Here is a 15,227-nt window from a genome sequence, read left to right on the forward strand (position 1 = left end):
AGCAAGGCTCAGCGCGCCGCGGCCTCACGACAATTGGAGACCCCTGCATGTCCACTTCGCCGATTTCCGCGGCTCAGCCCGCAAGCGGGCAAAACAGTAGCGCGCGGATCATCTTCGCGAGCTTCATCGGCACCGCGATCGAGTTCTACGATTTCTATGTCTACGCGACCGCAGCGGCGCTCGTGATCGGACCGGTGTTCTTCCCGCACGGCTCGGCCACCGCGCAAGCGCTGTCGGCCTTCGTCACGTTCGGCATCGCGTTCGTCGCGCGACCGATCGGCTCGTTCCTGTTCGGCCACTTCGGCGACCGCATCGGCCGTAAGTCGACTTTGGTTGCGTCGCTGCTCGTGATGGGCGTGTCGACCACGCTGATCGGCTTCGTGCCCGGCTACGACGCGATCGGCAGCCTCGCGCCGATCCTGCTGTGCGTGCTGCGTTTCGGCCAGGGTATCGGCCTCGGCGGCGAATGGGGCGGTGCCGCGCTGCTCGCCACCGAAAACGCGCCGGCCGGCAAACGCGGCTGGTTCGGCATGTTCCCGCAGCTTGGACCGTCGATCGGCTTTCTCGCATCCAACGGCCTGTTCTTCGCGCTCGCCATGTCGCTGTCCGACGAGCAGTTCCGCAGCTGGGGCTGGCGCGTGCCGTTCCTCGTCAGCTCGGTGCTGGTCGCGCTCGGCCTGTACGTGCGGCTGAAGATCGCCGAGACGCCCGCGTTCCAGGCAGCGATCGAGCGCAAGGAACGCGTGCGCGTGCCGATCGCGACGCTGTTCTCGCAGCACTGGGTGCCAACCGTGCTCGGCGCGCTCGCGATGGTGGTCTGCTACACGCTGTTCTACAACGCGACGACCTTCTCGCTGTCGTACGGCGTCGGCTCGCTGCATATTCCGCGGCAGACGTTCCTCGGCCTGCTGTGTATCGCGGTCGTGTTCATGGCAATCGCGACGCCGCTGTCGGCCCGCGCGAGCGACCGCTTCGGGCGCAAGCCGGTGCTGATCGTCGGCATCATCGCGGCGATCCTGTCGGGCTTCACGATGGCGCCGCTGCTCGGCAGCGGTGAGCCGCTGCTGGTGCTGCTGTTCCTCGTGATCCAGCTGTTCCTGATGGGCGTGACGTTCGCGCCGATGGGCGCGCTGCTGCCGGAGCTGTTTCCGACCAACGTACGCTATACGGGCGCCGGCGTTGCATACAACCTCGGCGGGATTCTCGGCGCGTCGGTCGCGCCGTATATCGCCCAGGTGCTGGCCGCGCATGGCGGCTTGCCGTGGGTTGGCGCGTACGTCTCGGTCGCGGCGGCCGTGAGCCTCGTCGGCGTGCTGTGCATGCGCGAGACGCGTGACGCGAGTCTGATGAAGTGATGCATTGCGAATCGACGCAACCCCGCTTGCGTCGATTCGCGTTTGGTAAATCCCCCGCCTTGCGCGTCTTTTTGACTTGCCTATACTCCCTGACATAACCCTATAAAAACCAGGGAGACTCGCATGAACGTCCATCTTCACAATGCCGATATCGTGATGATCATCGCGCTGGCCTTGCTCGGCTCGCTGCTGCTCGCGCTGCGCTTTCGTCCGGCGTCGTGGAAATCCATCGTCGTCGAAGCGCTGGCCGCGAACGCCGCGGCTATTGCCGCGGTGGTCGCATTCGAAATGCTGGTCGCCTGAGGCCAGCGGCTCGATGAACTCGAGCGCGGCTTAGCGGTAGTAGCCGTGATGGTAGTAGCCACCGCCGCCGTAGTAGTAGCCCGGCGCCGGCGCGATGACGCAGCCGCCGAGCGCCGACGCCAGCAGTGCGCCGGCCACGAGAGTCAGGATCAGGCGTTTCATGTTGTTCTCCATCGAGTCAGATTGATTCGAGCGCAAACCCCGAATGACCCGATTGGACACGATGCGCGCCCCGGCGAACGTTGCCATTTGTAAGGGAAGATCACTGGGCTGTTACAGGATCGGCGCGTTGGACGGGCGTGTTCGAACGACCTGCCCCGCTCTCACCTGATCGCGCCACCATGGCGAAAAACAGCGCCTATACTCGATTGAGCGCACTGTCGCGATAGAAGCCTTGCTGGCCGCGCCAGCGTCGCCGTAATTGAGCGGTTCGACGCGCGCCGCGCGAGCCTCGATGCACCGCGAGCTGCCAGCTGGCCGCCTTGGCGTGTGCGCATCGGACACTGCGGCGTCCAACGAAAAGCGACAGTTTTAACAGACGTGTAATCGATTCCTCTCCGCCCGCTGTTCCCCGACACGGGCGTTCTTTGAGGCGCGACGATGCAGTCCCCGCCCGCAAGGGTGGACTACGCGTCGCGCCTCTTTTTCTTTTGCGCAAACGATTGCGCGATCTCAGGCGGCGGCCGATCCTTGCTGCATCGCGAGCACCGGCTCCGCCCCGTGAACGTAGTCGATCGCGTCGAGCGCCGCGCTAACGGGCGGTACCGAGCGACCGTCACCGATCGATGTCGAGCGATACGGCGTCTCGACGCCGCAATGCGATGGCGACGTCGCGACGAAGATCATCACGGTGCGCTTCTGCAGCGCATGCGCGAGGTGCACGAAGCCCGTATCGGTACCGACCACGAGCGCGCACGCGTCGATCATCTGCGCGACTTCGGTCACGCTCATTTGCGGCAGCACGGTCGCGCCCGGTACCTGTGCGCAGATCTGCGAGGCTTCGGCAAGCTCGCCGTCCGAGCCCCACGGCAGAACCACACGAAAACCGCGCTCGCTCAACTCGCGCCCGACAGCCACCCAATGCGTGAGCGGCCATTTCTTGTCGGCTTTCGAGGTGGCATGAAAGAGCGCGGCGACAGGCGCGTCCTGTGTCGCGAACGGCTGCGGGACGGCTGCGGGTAGCCGCAGGTCGTAGATGGGCGGGCCTTCCACTTCGTAGCCGAGCGCCTCGCTAGCGCTGATGCGCATGCCGTGCCACGCGCTGCCTTGCGGACGTGGACCGAAACGCCCGGTATAGGCGAACGCGGCGCCCCGCTCGCCAAGATCCTGAGATTGATAGCCGAAGCGCCGCGACGAGCGCGCGAGGAAGGCGATGATCGCGCTCTTGTAGACGCCGTGAATGTCGATGATGTAGTCGTAGTGGTATGCGCGCAGCTCGCCGATCGATGCCAAGATCGCCTTCAGATCGCTCCAGCGACGCGCCTTCTTGAAGCGGCGCAGCGGCGCGCATAGCACGCGGTCGACGCCCTGGCTCCACTGCACGACTTGCGCAAATGCTTCGTCCGCCGCCCAATCCACCTGAACACCAGGAAATGCGCGTTTGATATCGGCGACGACTGGCAACGCCTGCACGATATCGCCTAGTGAAGTGACCTTGACGATTAGGATTCGCTTCATTGAGGGTCTCTTCGTTTTCCGAAGTGGAAACTATTCTAGCCGACGTTTTTACCGCCTCCCTGCCAAATGGGCATCGTGCCCGGTCCTGTTTTCAATACGGCGAATTACAACAAAAGATACCCCTGACGATCCAGCGTAGTTCATTTTTTCAAATGTCTTTCACGCATTCTGGTCGGTCCCGTACGTTTTATACTTGGCCCTTTGCACGAACCCAATTCATGTCCCGGCCCTTCCCCTCCCGTTCACACGCTGTCATGCGTCGCACGAAACGCCTGTGGCGGCAATACGGCATCTTCTGGCTCGGTGCCATCGCCGTCGGCCTGGTCGCGGTGCTCTATGCGCGTCTGATCGACTGGGGCTATGACGCGTTTCTCGATGTCCGGCAGCGGTATCCGTGGGCACCGCTCGTGATCACACCCGCGGTCGCGGCACTCGCGGTCTGGCTCACGCGCAAGTTCTTTCGCGGCTCCGAGGGCAGCGGCATCCCGCAGGTCATCGCAACGCTGCACACGAAGCAGCGCGGGTATGGCGCGAGGCTGCTATCGCTGCGGATTCTGCTCGGCAAGATCGGCGTGTCTTTTATCGCGATTCTCGGCGGCTTGACGATCGGCCGTGAAGGACCGACCGTGCAGGTCGGCGCCGCGCTGATGTTCAATCTGCGCCGCTTCTATCCGCGCTCGAATGCGCAGATCGAACGGCAGCTCGCACTGGCGGGCGCGGCAGCGGGTTTATCCGCGGCGTTCAATACGCCGCTCGCGGGCGTCGTGTTCGCAATCGAGGAATTGACGCGCAGCTTCGAGGCGCGCACGAGCGGTGTGCTGATCACCGCGATCGTCGTTGCGGGTGTCGTCGCGCTCGGCCTGAACGGCAACTACACATATTTCGGCACGATCAGGATCGGCGCGCATTTCCCCGATCTGCTCGCCGTCGCGGTGGTGATCACCGCAATCGTCACGGGAATCGCGGGCGGCATTTTCGGCTGGCTGCTGCTCAATACCGCGCGCTGGATTCCGGCGCCGCTGCGCCAGTTGCACGGCGAGCGGCCGGTCGTGTTCGCCGCGCTGTGCGGCTTCGCGATCGCCGTGGTCGGCGTGATCGCGGGCGGCACGACGTTCGGCAGCGGCTATACCGAAGCGCGTGGCCTGCTGGAGGGACACGGGCAGTTGTCGGTGTTCTATCCGTTCCTGAAGATGATCGCGATGGTGGGCTCGTACCTGCCAGGCATTCCGGGCGGCATCTTCGCGCCGTCGCTGTCGATCGGCGCGGGCTTCGGCAATCTGCTGCACATGGTGTTCGATTCGATGCAGTTGCCGATGCTGATCGCACTCGCGATGGTCGGTTATCTGGCCGCGGTCACGCAGTCGCCGATCACGTCGTTCGTGATCGTGATGGAGATGATCGACGGTCACGCGCTCGTGATTTCGCTGATGGCCACCGCGTTGATCGCGAGCCGCGTGTCGCGCCTGTTCGCGCCGCCGCTCTACGAGTCGCTCGCCCAGCGCTACATGGCACCGCTGCCGCAACCGGCGCCCGCGCCGGTGCCGGAAGTGCCCGAGGCCGAGGTGCCGGAAGCGCAAAGCGTCGACGGCGAGCCGCCCGCCGGTGATGCCGCCGACGACATCACGACGGATACTTCCGGCTCGCCGCGTCAGTAGACGACCACGCGCGGCGCATGCACATATAGCGGCCGCGCCGGCACGACGACGCAGCCGGCCAGCATCACCGCCAGCGCGGCGAGCACGAGCAGGTTCTTTTTCATGCGCATTTCTCCACGGTCAAAGGCGCGTCGCAAGCACGATCGTCGGCCGCATCACGCCCAGTGTCCCGGTACCCAGCGATAGTTCGGGCCATGCTCGATCCAGTGGCCGGGCATCCAGCGATAGCCGACGCGCTCGGCCTGCCAGTGTCCGGCGATCCACACGTAGCGGCCGCGATCCCAGCGCCAGTGACCGTGATCCCACACATAGCCGGCGCGCGCCGTGGGCACCGCTTCGAAGCGTTCGACGGGCGGCGCGGACGGCGCGACGATGACGACTTCCGCGGCCGAAGCCGAGGCCATCGCGGCGGCACCCGCGGCAATCAGAACGGTGTTGGCAAGCAGCAGGCGAAAGGTTCGGTTCATGATTTCCCTCTCAAGTTGAACACCGGATGCGGCGTTACCGGTTTAATGCGCGAGGGCGACACGAGGCTGACGATGTGCGTGTAACGGCACCCGCTGAAGTGCAACGGTTTATTTCGACCGGGAAATGACGAGCGCCGTGGGGGCGCGAAGAGAGGGCTTCAGACAGAAGCCAGAGGAACAGCCGAACGCCGCACGCCATCGCGTCGATCCAACGCGATGCAATGCGGCGTCCTGCACATGAGGCGAGATGGACCGCGGTCCATCGGAAGCTCAGGCCTGCGGTATTTCGATCTTGACTTCGAGCACTTCGAGATCGTCCTGACGCTCGAGACTCACGCGTATGTCGTCATCGGAAATCTTCACATACTTCGAGATCACGGCCACCAGTTCGCGTTGCAACGCAGGCAGATAATCGGCTGGCGCATGGCCGCCGGCGCGCTCGTGCGCGATGATCAACTGCAGGCGTTCCTTCGCTACCGACGCGGACTTCTTTTTCTCGCCCAGCAAAAACGAAAGAATCGACATTACGTGCGCTCCCCTTACTTGGTGCCGAAGAGGCGCTGCAGCAGCCCGGGCTTCTGGTAATCGACAAAGCGAAGCGATTTCTGCTCGCCGAGGAAACGCGACACGACGTCCTTATAGGCTTCGGCCACATCTGTGCCGTCCAGATGCACGGCCGGCAGACCCTGGTTCGACGCGTGCAGCACCGCTTCCGACTCCGGAATCACGCCGATCAGATCGATGCGCAGAATCTCCTGGATGTCGGTCAGCGACAGCATTTCGCCTTCGCTGACGCGCTTCGGGTTGTAGCGGGTAATCAGCAGATGCTCCTTGATCGGCTCCTTGCCTTCGATCGCACGCTTGGTCTTCGACGACAGGATGCCGAGAATGCGATCGGAGTCGCGCACCGACGACACTTCCGGGTTCGTCACGATCAGCGCTTCGTCGGCGAAGTGCATCGCAAGCAGCGCGCCCGACTCGATTCCGGCCGGCGAATCGCAGACGATGTATTCGAAGTCCATCGCGATCAGATCATTGATGACCTTCTCGACGCCTTCCATCGTCAGCGCGTCCTTATCGCGCGTCTGCGAGGCCGGCAGGATGAACAGGTTCTCGCACTTCTTGTCCTTGATCAGCGCCTGGTTCAGATTCGCTTCGCCCTGGATCACGTTGATCAGGTCGTACACGACGCGGCGCTCGCAGCCCATGATGAGGTCGAGGTTGCGCAGGCCGACGTCGAAGTCGATCACGGCGGTCTTGCTGCCGCGCAACGCGAGGGCCGACGCAAAGCTCGCGCTCGTGGTCGTCTTGCCCACGCCACCCTTGCCCGAAGTCACCACAATGATTTTTGCCATTACCCTTACCTTGTGTTCGTCAAATGCGTCAATTGATGCGCGGCGCGCGTCGCCCTGAAACGCCGCATGCCGAAATCGCTCGGGCAGCGCGCGTTTCCCGGCGCATTACGTGAGCCGCAGCGGTTCGATCATCAGTTTTTCGTCTTCGAGCCAGATCTGCACCGGCTTGCCGAGCACGTCGGCCGGCAGCGGGTTCTCGGTCGTTCGATAGATGCCCGCGATCGAGATCAGTTCCGGTTCGAGACACGTACAGAAGATGCGCGCGTCGTGATTGCCCTGCACGCCGGCCAATGCCCGGCCGCGCAGCGGCGCGTAAATATGGATGTTGCCTTCCGCGATCACCTCGGCGCCATAGCTGACGAGACCGAGCACGACCAGATCGCCTTTCGCGTAGATGCGCTGGCCGGAGCGCAGCGGCTTGTCGACCACCATCGTTTGCGGCGACGTGGCGAGGCGCACCGGCTCGACGGCGGAGGTGGGTTCGACGGCGCCGGAAGCGGTGCTGGTGGATGCGCTCGTGCCGGCGGCTGCATCGGGGCCCGCCGCCGCGCTTGCCGCGCTCGCCGTGCCGTCCTCATCGGTCTGTCTGGCCGGCGCGCCGCGTCGGTCGCGCGCTTCGAGCAGCGGCAATCCCGACTCCGTCGCCCACTGTTGCTCCGCATTCGCGACCACGCCGACCGGACGCATGCGCACGCTGTCGAGCAGTTGCGCGATGTCGGCGAGCGGCACGCGTTCGTTGTCGGCGAGACGCCGTACGTCGATCGCGACGACGTCGTTAGCGAAGAATTCGGGCGTCGCCTCGAAGCGTCGCGTCAGTTCGGCACGCATCGCATCGAGGTCGGTCGTTTTGACCACGAACATCAGCGTGTCGACAGAGCCGCTGCGCAGTTCGAAAAAGGGCGATTTCTTGGGCGACATAGCGTTCGGCAAAAAATTTTGCGTATTTTACAGGCGTACGTGCGCGCGGCCACTTTTTTTCCCGGGAGAATCGGTGCTCGCGCGTGGGCGCGACGCGTGTCGTCGATGCGATCGACGCGCGACGGCGCAAAGAAATACTGGCGGGAGAAAAACCGTGATGAACGGACGGCGAAGACGAGCGGCACGCGTGACGCGCCGCTTGGGTGATCACTGTTGAAGCACCTGCGAGGTAGTCGGCACGTGCCGCACCAGCAGACTTTCGACCTGCTCGGGCGCGCGCTCGACGCGCCGGTGCTCGCCGGTCGGGCCAAAGCCGAGCGCCTCGTAGAAGCGCATTGCGTTGCGGTTCGTGTCGGCGACCCACGCGTAGATTTCCGTGGCGCCCGCATTCGCGAGCCAGCTGCTCGCCGTGTCGACGAGCAGTTCGCCGCCGCGCAGATGACGCACGGCCGGCGCCACCCACAATTCGCAGACGAACGCGCGGCGCGCCGCGGTGTCGTCGAAATGCGCCTCGACGAGGCCGGCCGGATGGCCCTCGGTGTAAAGCAGGAACGTGCCGACGGACTGCGAAACCGCGTGATTCGCCGCGGTCGCGTCGAAACTGGCGGCATCGGCCGACAACGCATCCTCGAGCGTCGCGCCAAAGGCATATGGCGCCTCCCGCAGCGAGGCGGTGCGGAGTTCGCGAAATACGGCGCCCTGATCAGCAGTGATGCGGCGAACGGTCAATGACGGACTCATGCAGACGAAAACCCCTGGAAACCCTAACGCGTAGCTTTAACCGAACCGGCCGGCGAGTCAAATTTATTATTGACCAGAATATGCGATCCCGCTCACGGCGCGTCGTAGTTGCCGGTGCCGTCCGGCCACGGCGTCAGCAGCTCATAGCCGTCGTCGGTCACGGCGACCATGTGTTCCCATTGCGCCGACAGCGAGCGGTCCTTCGTGATCACCGTCCAGCCGTCGCGCTGCACCGACGTGCCGGCGCGGCCCGCGTTGATCATCGGCTCGATCGTGAAGACCATGCCCGGCTTCAGCCGCACTCCCTGCCCCGGCTGGCCATAGTGCAGCACCTGCGGGTCCTCGTGATAGATCTTGCCAATGCCGTGCCCGCAGTAGTCGCGCACGATCGAGAAGCCCTCGCGCTGCGCGACCTTCTGGATCGCGTGGCCGACGTCGCCGAGCGTCGCGCCCGGCTTCACCTCGCGGATGCCGGCCACCATTGCCTCGTAGGTCGTGTCGATCAGCGCGCGCGCGACCGTGCTCGGCTGGCCGACGCAGTACATGCGGCTGGTGTCGCCGAAATAACCGTCCTTGATGATCGCGACGTCGATGTTGATGATGTCGCCGTCCTTCAGGATCTCGCCGCGATTCGGAATGCCGTGACACACGACATGGTTGACCGACGTGCAGACGGTCTTCGGAAAGCCCAGGTAGCCGACGTTGGCCGGAATCGCCTTCTGCGTGTGGACGATGTAGTCGTTGCACAGCGCGTCGAGGTCGTCGGTGGAGACGCCTGCCTTGACGTGCTCGCCGATCATTGCCAGCACATCGGCGGCGAGGCGGCCCGCAATGCGCAGTTTCGCGATATCGTCGGGAGTCTTGTAGGTAATGGCCATGAATTCAGTCGATGTGAGTCGCGGGTCAAACGCGAAATGACCCGCCGCGCCCGAAAGCCCGGCGGCCCGCAACCGCCGCTCGATGGGCGATTTCGGGCAATTGTACAGAGGATCGCGGAGGGACCCCGAGCAAACCGGCTGAAGAGATGCTCGGCAGGCGGCGGCGCTGGCGGGGCGATTTCGGGCTCGCGCCCGAATCAGAGTGACCCCGTTCGTGCGTGGTGGGCTTGCCCGGCCTGCGCGCTCACATGGACTTTGGGAAAAAAGCTCGAACGTTCATCGAGCCATGCAACGCCATCGCTCAGTTTCCCGAACTAAATCGCGGACGTCCAGTCAGGCCGACCGCTGCATCCCGCTCTTCGCATATCGTACGGATCACGCGAATTGCGTGTGGCTGCTTCGGGGAAAGCGCGGCGGCGGCCGCGTCGCTCGCGGATGGTGATGAAGGGGTTGCGGGTGGCATGAGGCGCCCACCCCCTCGCCTCGATACGCTGAGGCAAGGGGTCGGGCGCGATTCTTACCGACGCTCAGGGTTGCTTGCGTCGATATCTGGGCTTAGTTGTCGGGATTCGCCGCCGTAAAGCTTTGGAACGCACTGTACGCCGGATTCAACGGTGTGCCGTTTTTCATGATGCCGAACGTCTGGTCGCCGCTGTCGAGCACGTAGTACATGACGCCCTGGATATTGTGCGTCTTGCGATTCTGATAGAACTCGCCGAGCCTCGTCGTGATGTAGTTCCCACGATAGGTCTCGTCTCGTTCCGGTCCGGTGTTCCACTCGGTGATGAGGAACGGCACGCCGTAACGGGCCTTGCAATAGATCGGCAGATCGAAGCCCGGTTGGGCGCCGTCCGCACCGAGGGAGAACACGTCGCCATACACCTCGTAGTTGTGCCACGTGGTGATGTCCCAGCGCACGGTCGGGTGGCCGCTGCTACCATCGGGCTGCATACCGTCCCACAGCGCGTCCGCCGCGCCGACATCGTTCACACAGAAATTGATGCCGCATTTCGCGTTGGACTGAACCGACTTCACACCGTCGATCATGCCGCGCATCACGCCGCGCATCACCGGCCAGTTCGTGTTGTTGAAGTCCGACGCCTTCGTGCCCGCACAGGTGAAGTCCAACACTGTGGCGTTAGTGCGCGTCAACTCGTTGCCGCATTCGTAAATGGTCACGCCATATGGCTTCAGTGCGTTCGCGATGCCTTGGGCGACCGAGTAACCCTGGTTGTAAGCGGCACTCTCGTTGGCGAACAGGTTGCCATTGGAGTCGTAGACGCCCTGATTGACCAGCACGATCAACGTCATGCCCGCCGACTGGAAAGCCTGCGCAAGCCCGATCAGTGCGTTCAGCTGGGTCGAAGTGTTGGTGCAGCCCACGCGATAGCTGGTGCAGCCCATGCCCTTCAGGATCGATACGACCTGTTGAGGCGTGTAGGTGTAGTCGAAGTGGCCGTTCATGCCGTAGAACATGCCCGCGGCCGGTGCGATCGCGGTGCGCGGATCGTTACATGGCAGCCAATGACCGGCGGTTTCGTTGTTCACGTAGAACTGGCCACCCGTGCCGCAATGCCAGATCTTGCCGCCGTACCACAACAGAAGCGAGACGTTGTACGTGTTGCCTACGGTCGCCCCATTGCAGTAAATGACACCGTTGGTCACCGTCCAGATGTTGTTGGACTTGTCGATGATGTACGACGAACCGGGGATCGTGGTGCCATCAGCCGAGGTGCCGCCGAGGCGCGGGTCGAGGCAACCCTTCCAGCCCGAGCCCGTCCATTGATAGAACTGACCACCCGTGCCCTCGTGATAGATCACGCCGGCGTAAAACAGGACCATCTGCACGTTGTAGGTGTTGCTTGCCGGCGAACCGTTGCGGTAGACCGAGCCACCGACACCTCCGGACAGCGTCCAGACGTTGCCGGAGTTGTCCGTGATGGACGAGGCGGGCGGAATGGAGACACTGTTCGGATCGCTCGTCTTCGCGACGGCCGTTTTGGAAGCCGCGGTACCTGAAGCGCCGCTTGCAGCGGCAGCAGCGGCAGTCTTGTCGTCCGCGGTTCCGGATCCGCCGCCACCGCATGCGGCCAAAAGATAACTTGCGCTCAGGGCCGTCAGGCCCCCAATGAATTGACGTCGTTTTATCATCGCGGAGTAATTCCAAATGTCGGGAAAATTCCCGATAAAAAGACCAAAGGTGAATTCGCTGTGATTCGGACGGACAATGCGTAAGGATTCGATGCAAACGAATTTGCATTCCTTAAAAACATTTGTCCCGAGGTGCCGTGGAACGCACGTCTGTGATGTCCGATTGAACCGATGCTCGCGAAGAGGCTCCTCGCGGTGGTCCAGATTGACAATGCTGGTGCGCGTCAGTCCGCAAACGTTTGCCTTGCGAACCTTTTACCGATTACTGCCGCAGCTGTTGTTTTCCAGGAAAATTCTTCCCGTAAAAGCTGCTGACGGCGTAAATCGTACCCTGAATGAATGACCGAGCCCAACCAAAAATCGTATTTATTTGTAAAAAAGGGCAGATCTTGCCGAGATCTGTGGGGTCGGCGAAGATTCGCGCTTTAAGAAGTCGATCGGGGGGCGGGTCGCCCGCAAATTTTCCGACTTCGACCCCTTATAGCGCGCGGCGGCCATGTCCTGAATGCGTCCCCGCATATGATTCAGGGGAGAGCACAGCACGTATCGCTTAAGGGATTTGTACGGAAATGGGAATGAAAAAGACCACGAGCAACGAATAGCTCATGTACAAGAAATTGAAACAATCGATTTCGCCAATAGAAATGATGCTTCAACAATATCGGATTGACTTGACAAAACAATTCGAAAACCAAAAAACAAAAAAACCCTTGATCACGATGATCAAGGGGTTTCAGAATTTGGCGGAAAGGGTGGGATTCGAACCCACGGTACGGGGAAACCGTACGCCTGATTTCGAGTCAGGTACATTCGACCACTCTGCCACCTTTCCGGGTATTCCAACTTGTTGCTGCTTCGTCGGATCCAAGCGGGCCGTTGCTTGGGAGAAAAAGATTATAAAACAGCTCGAATCAGTTTTCCAAGCCCCTCGACGAAAAAACTTCTAAATTTTTTCCGAGAGGCGTGGGTGCCGGCAGCGGCACTGTCAGCCAAGCTGACGATACCGCGTCTACGCACACGCCGGTGACGCTCAGGCCGCCGGCACTTCCAGCCGCTCCACTCCGCCGAGGTATGGCCGCAATGCCGTGGGCACCGTCACCGAGCCATCGGCGTTCTGGAAGTTCTCGAGCACCGCGACGAGCGTGCGGCCCACCGCGAGACCCGAGCCGTTCAGCGTATGCACGAGTTCCGGCTTGCCCTGCGCGTTGCGGAAACGCGCCTGCATGCGTCGCGCCTGGAACGACTCGGTATTCGAACAGCTCGAAATCTCACGATAGGTGTTCTGCGCGGGCAGCCATACTTCGAGGTCATAGGTTTTCGCTGCGGAGAAACCCATGTCGCCGGTGCACAGCGTGATCACGCGATACGGCAGTTCGAGCTTCTGCAGAATCGCCTCGGCATGGCCGACCATCTGCTCGAGCGCGTCGTACGATGCATCAGGAGCGACGATCTGCACCATCTCGACCTTGTCGAACTGATGCTGGCGGATCATGCCGCGCGTGTCGCGGCCGTACGAGCCCGCCTCCGAGCGGAAGCACGGCGAGTGCGCGGTCAGCTTGATCGGCAGTGCGTCCGCTTCGACGATGCTCTCACGCACCGTGTTGGTCAGCGAAATTTCCGAGGTCGAGATGAGGTACTGCGTGACCGTGCTTTCACCGCCGCCCTTCTCGACGCGGAACATATCGTCCGCGAACTTCGGCAGCTGGCCCGTGCCGTACAGGATGTCCGGATTCACGATGTACGGCGTGTAGATCTCGGTATAGCCGTGCTGCTGCGTGTGCGTGTCGATCATGAACTGCGCGAGCGCGCGATGCAGCCGCGCAATCTGGCCGCGCAGCATCGTGAAGCGCGCGCCGGACAGCTTCGCGCCTGTCTCGAAGTCGAGGCCGAGCGGCGTGCCGACGTCGACGTGATCCTTGACCTCGAAGTCGAACTGGCGCGGCGTACCCCACCGGCGCACTTCGACGTTATGGGCTTCGTCGTTGCCGACCGGCACGCTTTCGTGCGCAAGGTTCGGCACGCCGAGCAGCAGGTCCGACAGACGCTTCTGGATGTCTTCGAGCTTGACCGCCGACGCCTTCATCTCGTCGCCGATGCCGCTCACTTCGGCCATTACCGCCGACGTATCTTCGCCACGCCCTTTCATCGCGCCGATCTGCTTCGACAGGCTGTTGCGGCGCGCCTGCAGTTCTTCGGTACGGGTCTGGGTATCGCGGCGTTCCGCTTCGAGCGCGGCGAAGGCCGCGACGTCGAGGGTATAGCCGCGGTCGGCGAGGCGCTTGGCGACGCCGTCGAGGTCTTTGCGCAGCAACTGGATGTCGAGCATGGGATGGGACGGATGTTCGTTGTATGAAAACGCGATTTTAGCGCACCGGCACAGGCGAAACGCCTCAAGCCTTCTTCGGCTTGTTCTCGGCGCGCCACCGCGCATCGAGCTCGCCAAGGCGCGCGAGCTTTTCGCCGATCTTGCCTTCCAGGCCCCGCGGCGTCGGCTCGTACCAATGCGGCTCGCGCATGCCGTCTGGCAGATAGGTCTCGCCGGCCGCGTACGCATCGGGTTCATCGTGCGCATAGCGATAATCGTGGCCGTAGCCGAGTTCCTTCATCAGCTTGGTCGGCGCGTTGCGCAGATGCACCGGCACCGCGCGCGACTGGTCCTTGCCGACGAAGCGCCGCGCCTCGTTGTACGCGTTGTACCCGGCATTCGATTTCGGCGCGACCGCCAGATAGATGATCGCCTGCGCGAGCGCGAGTTCGCCTTCGGGCGAGCCGAGACGCTCGTAGGTCTCGGCGGCGTCGAGCGTGATGCGCGCGGCGCGCGGGTCCGCGAGGCCGATGTCTTCCCACGCCATGCGCACGATGCGCCGCGCCAGATAACGCGGGTCCGCGCCGCCGTCGAGCATGCGGCAGAACCAGTACAGCGCGCCGTCCGGGTTGCTGCCGCGCACCGATTTATGCAGCGCGCTGATCTGGTCGTAGAACGCGTCGCCGCCCTTGTCGAAGCGGCGCAGATTTTCCGCAAGCGCACTGCCCAACAGCGCGCCGTCGATTTCAGTGGTCTTCTGCTGGGCGGCCGCGCGCGCGACGATCTCGAGGTTGTTCAGCAGCTTGCGGCCGTCGCCGTCGGCGGAGCCGATCAGCGCGGCGCGTGCTTCGTCGGTGAACGTGAGGCCGCCGAGCTCCTTCTGCGCGCGTTCGAGCAGCTCGCGCTGTTCGTCGTCGGTCAGGCTCTTCAGCACGTAGACCGCGGCGCGCGACAGCAACGCGCTATTGACCTCGAACGACGGATTCTCGGTCGTCGCGCCAACGAACACGAACAGGCCCGACTCGACGTGCGGCAAGAACGCGTCTTGCTGGCTCTTGTTGAAGCGATGCACTTCGTCGACGAACACCAGCGTCTGATGGCCGTTCGCGCGATGGATCTGCGCGGTCTCGACCGCCTCGCGGATATCCTTCACGCCCGACAGCACCGCGGACAACGCGATGAACTGTGCGTCGAACGCATCGGCCATCAGCCGCGCGAGCGTGGTCTTGCCGACGCCGGGCGGGCCCCACAGGATCATCGAATGGGCCTCGCCCGATTCGAACGCGACCCTGAGCGGCTTGTTCGGCCCGAGCAGATGCGACTGGCCGATCACTTCGTCGATATTGCGTGGCCGCAGGCGTTCGGCAAGCGGAACATTGGCACGGGTTTCTTCAAACATGACGTTTTGGGGATAATCTCGGC

The 15,227-nt window shown here is 63.0% G+C and carries 14 protein-coding genes and 1 tRNA gene; 3 read left to right on the forward strand and 12 right to left on the reverse strand.

Translation table 11 applies throughout. The annotated features are described in order from the left end of the window. Positions 1–47: 47 nt before the first annotated feature. Positions 48–1,355 (forward strand): MFS transporter, encoded by a 1,308-nt coding sequence (locus QFZ94_RS26395; RefSeq protein ID WP_368584547.1) that lies wholly within the window; start codon positions 48–50, stop codon positions 1,353–1,355. Positions 1,356–1,478: 123 nt separating this feature from the next. Next, positions 1,479–1,658 (forward strand): hypothetical protein, encoded by a 180-nt coding sequence (locus QFZ94_RS26400; RefSeq protein WP_013088754.1) that lies wholly within the window; start codon positions 1,479–1,481, stop codon positions 1,656–1,658. 30 nt (positions 1,659–1,688) lie between these two features. Here the strand turns inward: QFZ94_RS26400 and QFZ94_RS26405 are convergent, their stop codons facing one another. Together QFZ94_RS26405 and waaC are read right to left on the reverse strand one after the other, a co-directional pair. Continuing rightward, the gene (locus QFZ94_RS26405; protein ID WP_013088753.1) at positions 1,689–1,820 is read right to left on the reverse strand and encodes a hypothetical protein; all 132 of its coding nucleotides are present in this window, start codon (positions 1,818–1,820) and stop codon (positions 1,689–1,691) included. 510 nt (positions 1,821–2,330) lie between these two features. Continuing rightward, positions 2,331–3,335, reverse strand: coding sequence for a lipopolysaccharide heptosyltransferase I (waaC, locus tag QFZ94_RS26410; protein ID WP_429460576.1), 1,005 nt, complete (start codon positions 3,333–3,335; stop codon positions 2,331–2,333). 254 nt (positions 3,336–3,589) lie between these two features. On the opposite strand from waaC, the gene QFZ94_RS26415 reads away from it, so the two are divergent. After that, the gene (locus tag QFZ94_RS26415) at positions 3,590–4,990 is read left to right on the forward strand and encodes a chloride channel protein (RefSeq protein ID WP_429460578.1); all 1,401 of its coding nucleotides are present in this window, start codon (positions 3,590–3,592) and stop codon (positions 4,988–4,990) included. A gap of 155 nt (positions 4,991–5,145) precedes the next feature. Here the strand turns inward: QFZ94_RS26415 and QFZ94_RS26420 are convergent, their stop codons facing one another. From QFZ94_RS26420 to QFZ94_RS26465, 10 genes are all read right to left on the reverse strand, one after another. Beyond that, a complete protein-coding gene (locus QFZ94_RS26420) occupies positions 5,146–5,457 on the reverse strand; it encodes a YXWGXW repeat-containing protein (protein WP_368584543.1) in 312 nt (103 codons plus the stop codon). Between the two features lie 270 nt (positions 5,458–5,727). Continuing rightward, positions 5,728–5,982 carry a cell division topological specificity factor MinE gene (gene minE / locus QFZ94_RS26425; RefSeq protein ID WP_008922443.1) on the reverse strand — a complete coding sequence of 85 codons (255 nt, stop codon included), beginning with the start codon at positions 5,980–5,982 and terminating at the stop codon, positions 5,728–5,730. Between the two features lie 14 nt (positions 5,983–5,996). After that, on the reverse strand, positions 5,997–6,812 hold the full coding sequence (gene minD, locus QFZ94_RS26430) for a septum site-determining protein MinD (RefSeq protein ID WP_013088749.1): 816 nt from the start codon (positions 6,810–6,812) through the stop codon (positions 5,997–5,999). 105 nt (positions 6,813–6,917) lie between these two features. Further along, positions 6,918–7,730, reverse strand: coding sequence for a septum site-determining protein MinC (gene minC / locus QFZ94_RS26435; protein ID WP_429460580.1), 813 nt, complete (start codon positions 7,728–7,730; stop codon positions 6,918–6,920). A 207-nt stretch (positions 7,731–7,937) separates the two neighbouring features. Next, positions 7,938–8,471, reverse strand: coding sequence for a GNAT family N-acetyltransferase (locus QFZ94_RS26440; protein WP_026227959.1), 534 nt, complete (start codon positions 8,469–8,471; stop codon positions 7,938–7,940). A 92-nt stretch (positions 8,472–8,563) separates the two neighbouring features. Then, positions 8,564–9,349 (reverse strand): type I methionyl aminopeptidase, encoded by a 786-nt coding sequence (map, locus tag QFZ94_RS26445; RefSeq protein WP_368584539.1) that lies wholly within the window; start codon positions 9,347–9,349, stop codon positions 8,564–8,566. Positions 9,350–9,904: 555 nt separating this feature from the next. Then, positions 9,905–11,500 (reverse strand): hypothetical protein, encoded by a 1,596-nt coding sequence (locus QFZ94_RS26450; RefSeq protein WP_410849700.1) that lies wholly within the window; start codon positions 11,498–11,500, stop codon positions 9,905–9,907. A gap of 741 nt (positions 11,501–12,241) precedes the next feature. Continuing rightward, positions 12,242–12,332 (reverse strand) — tRNA-Ser (locus QFZ94_RS26455). Positions 12,333–12,530: 198 nt separating this feature from the next. After that, a complete protein-coding gene (gene serS / locus QFZ94_RS26460; RefSeq protein ID WP_368584537.1) occupies positions 12,531–13,826 on the reverse strand; it encodes a serine--tRNA ligase in 1,296 nt (431 codons plus the stop codon). A 64-nt stretch (positions 13,827–13,890) separates the two neighbouring features. Next, positions 13,891–15,204 carry a replication-associated recombination protein A gene (locus QFZ94_RS26465; protein ID WP_368584536.1) on the reverse strand — a complete coding sequence of 438 codons (1,314 nt, stop codon included), beginning with the start codon at positions 15,202–15,204 and terminating at the stop codon, positions 13,891–13,893. Positions 15,205–15,227 lie beyond the last annotated feature (23 nt).

The sequence above is a fragment of the Paraburkholderia sp. JPY465 genome (assembly GCF_050436725.1).
GTDB classification, from domain to species: Bacteria; Pseudomonadota; Gammaproteobacteria; order Burkholderiales; family Burkholderiaceae; genus Paraburkholderia; species Paraburkholderia youngii.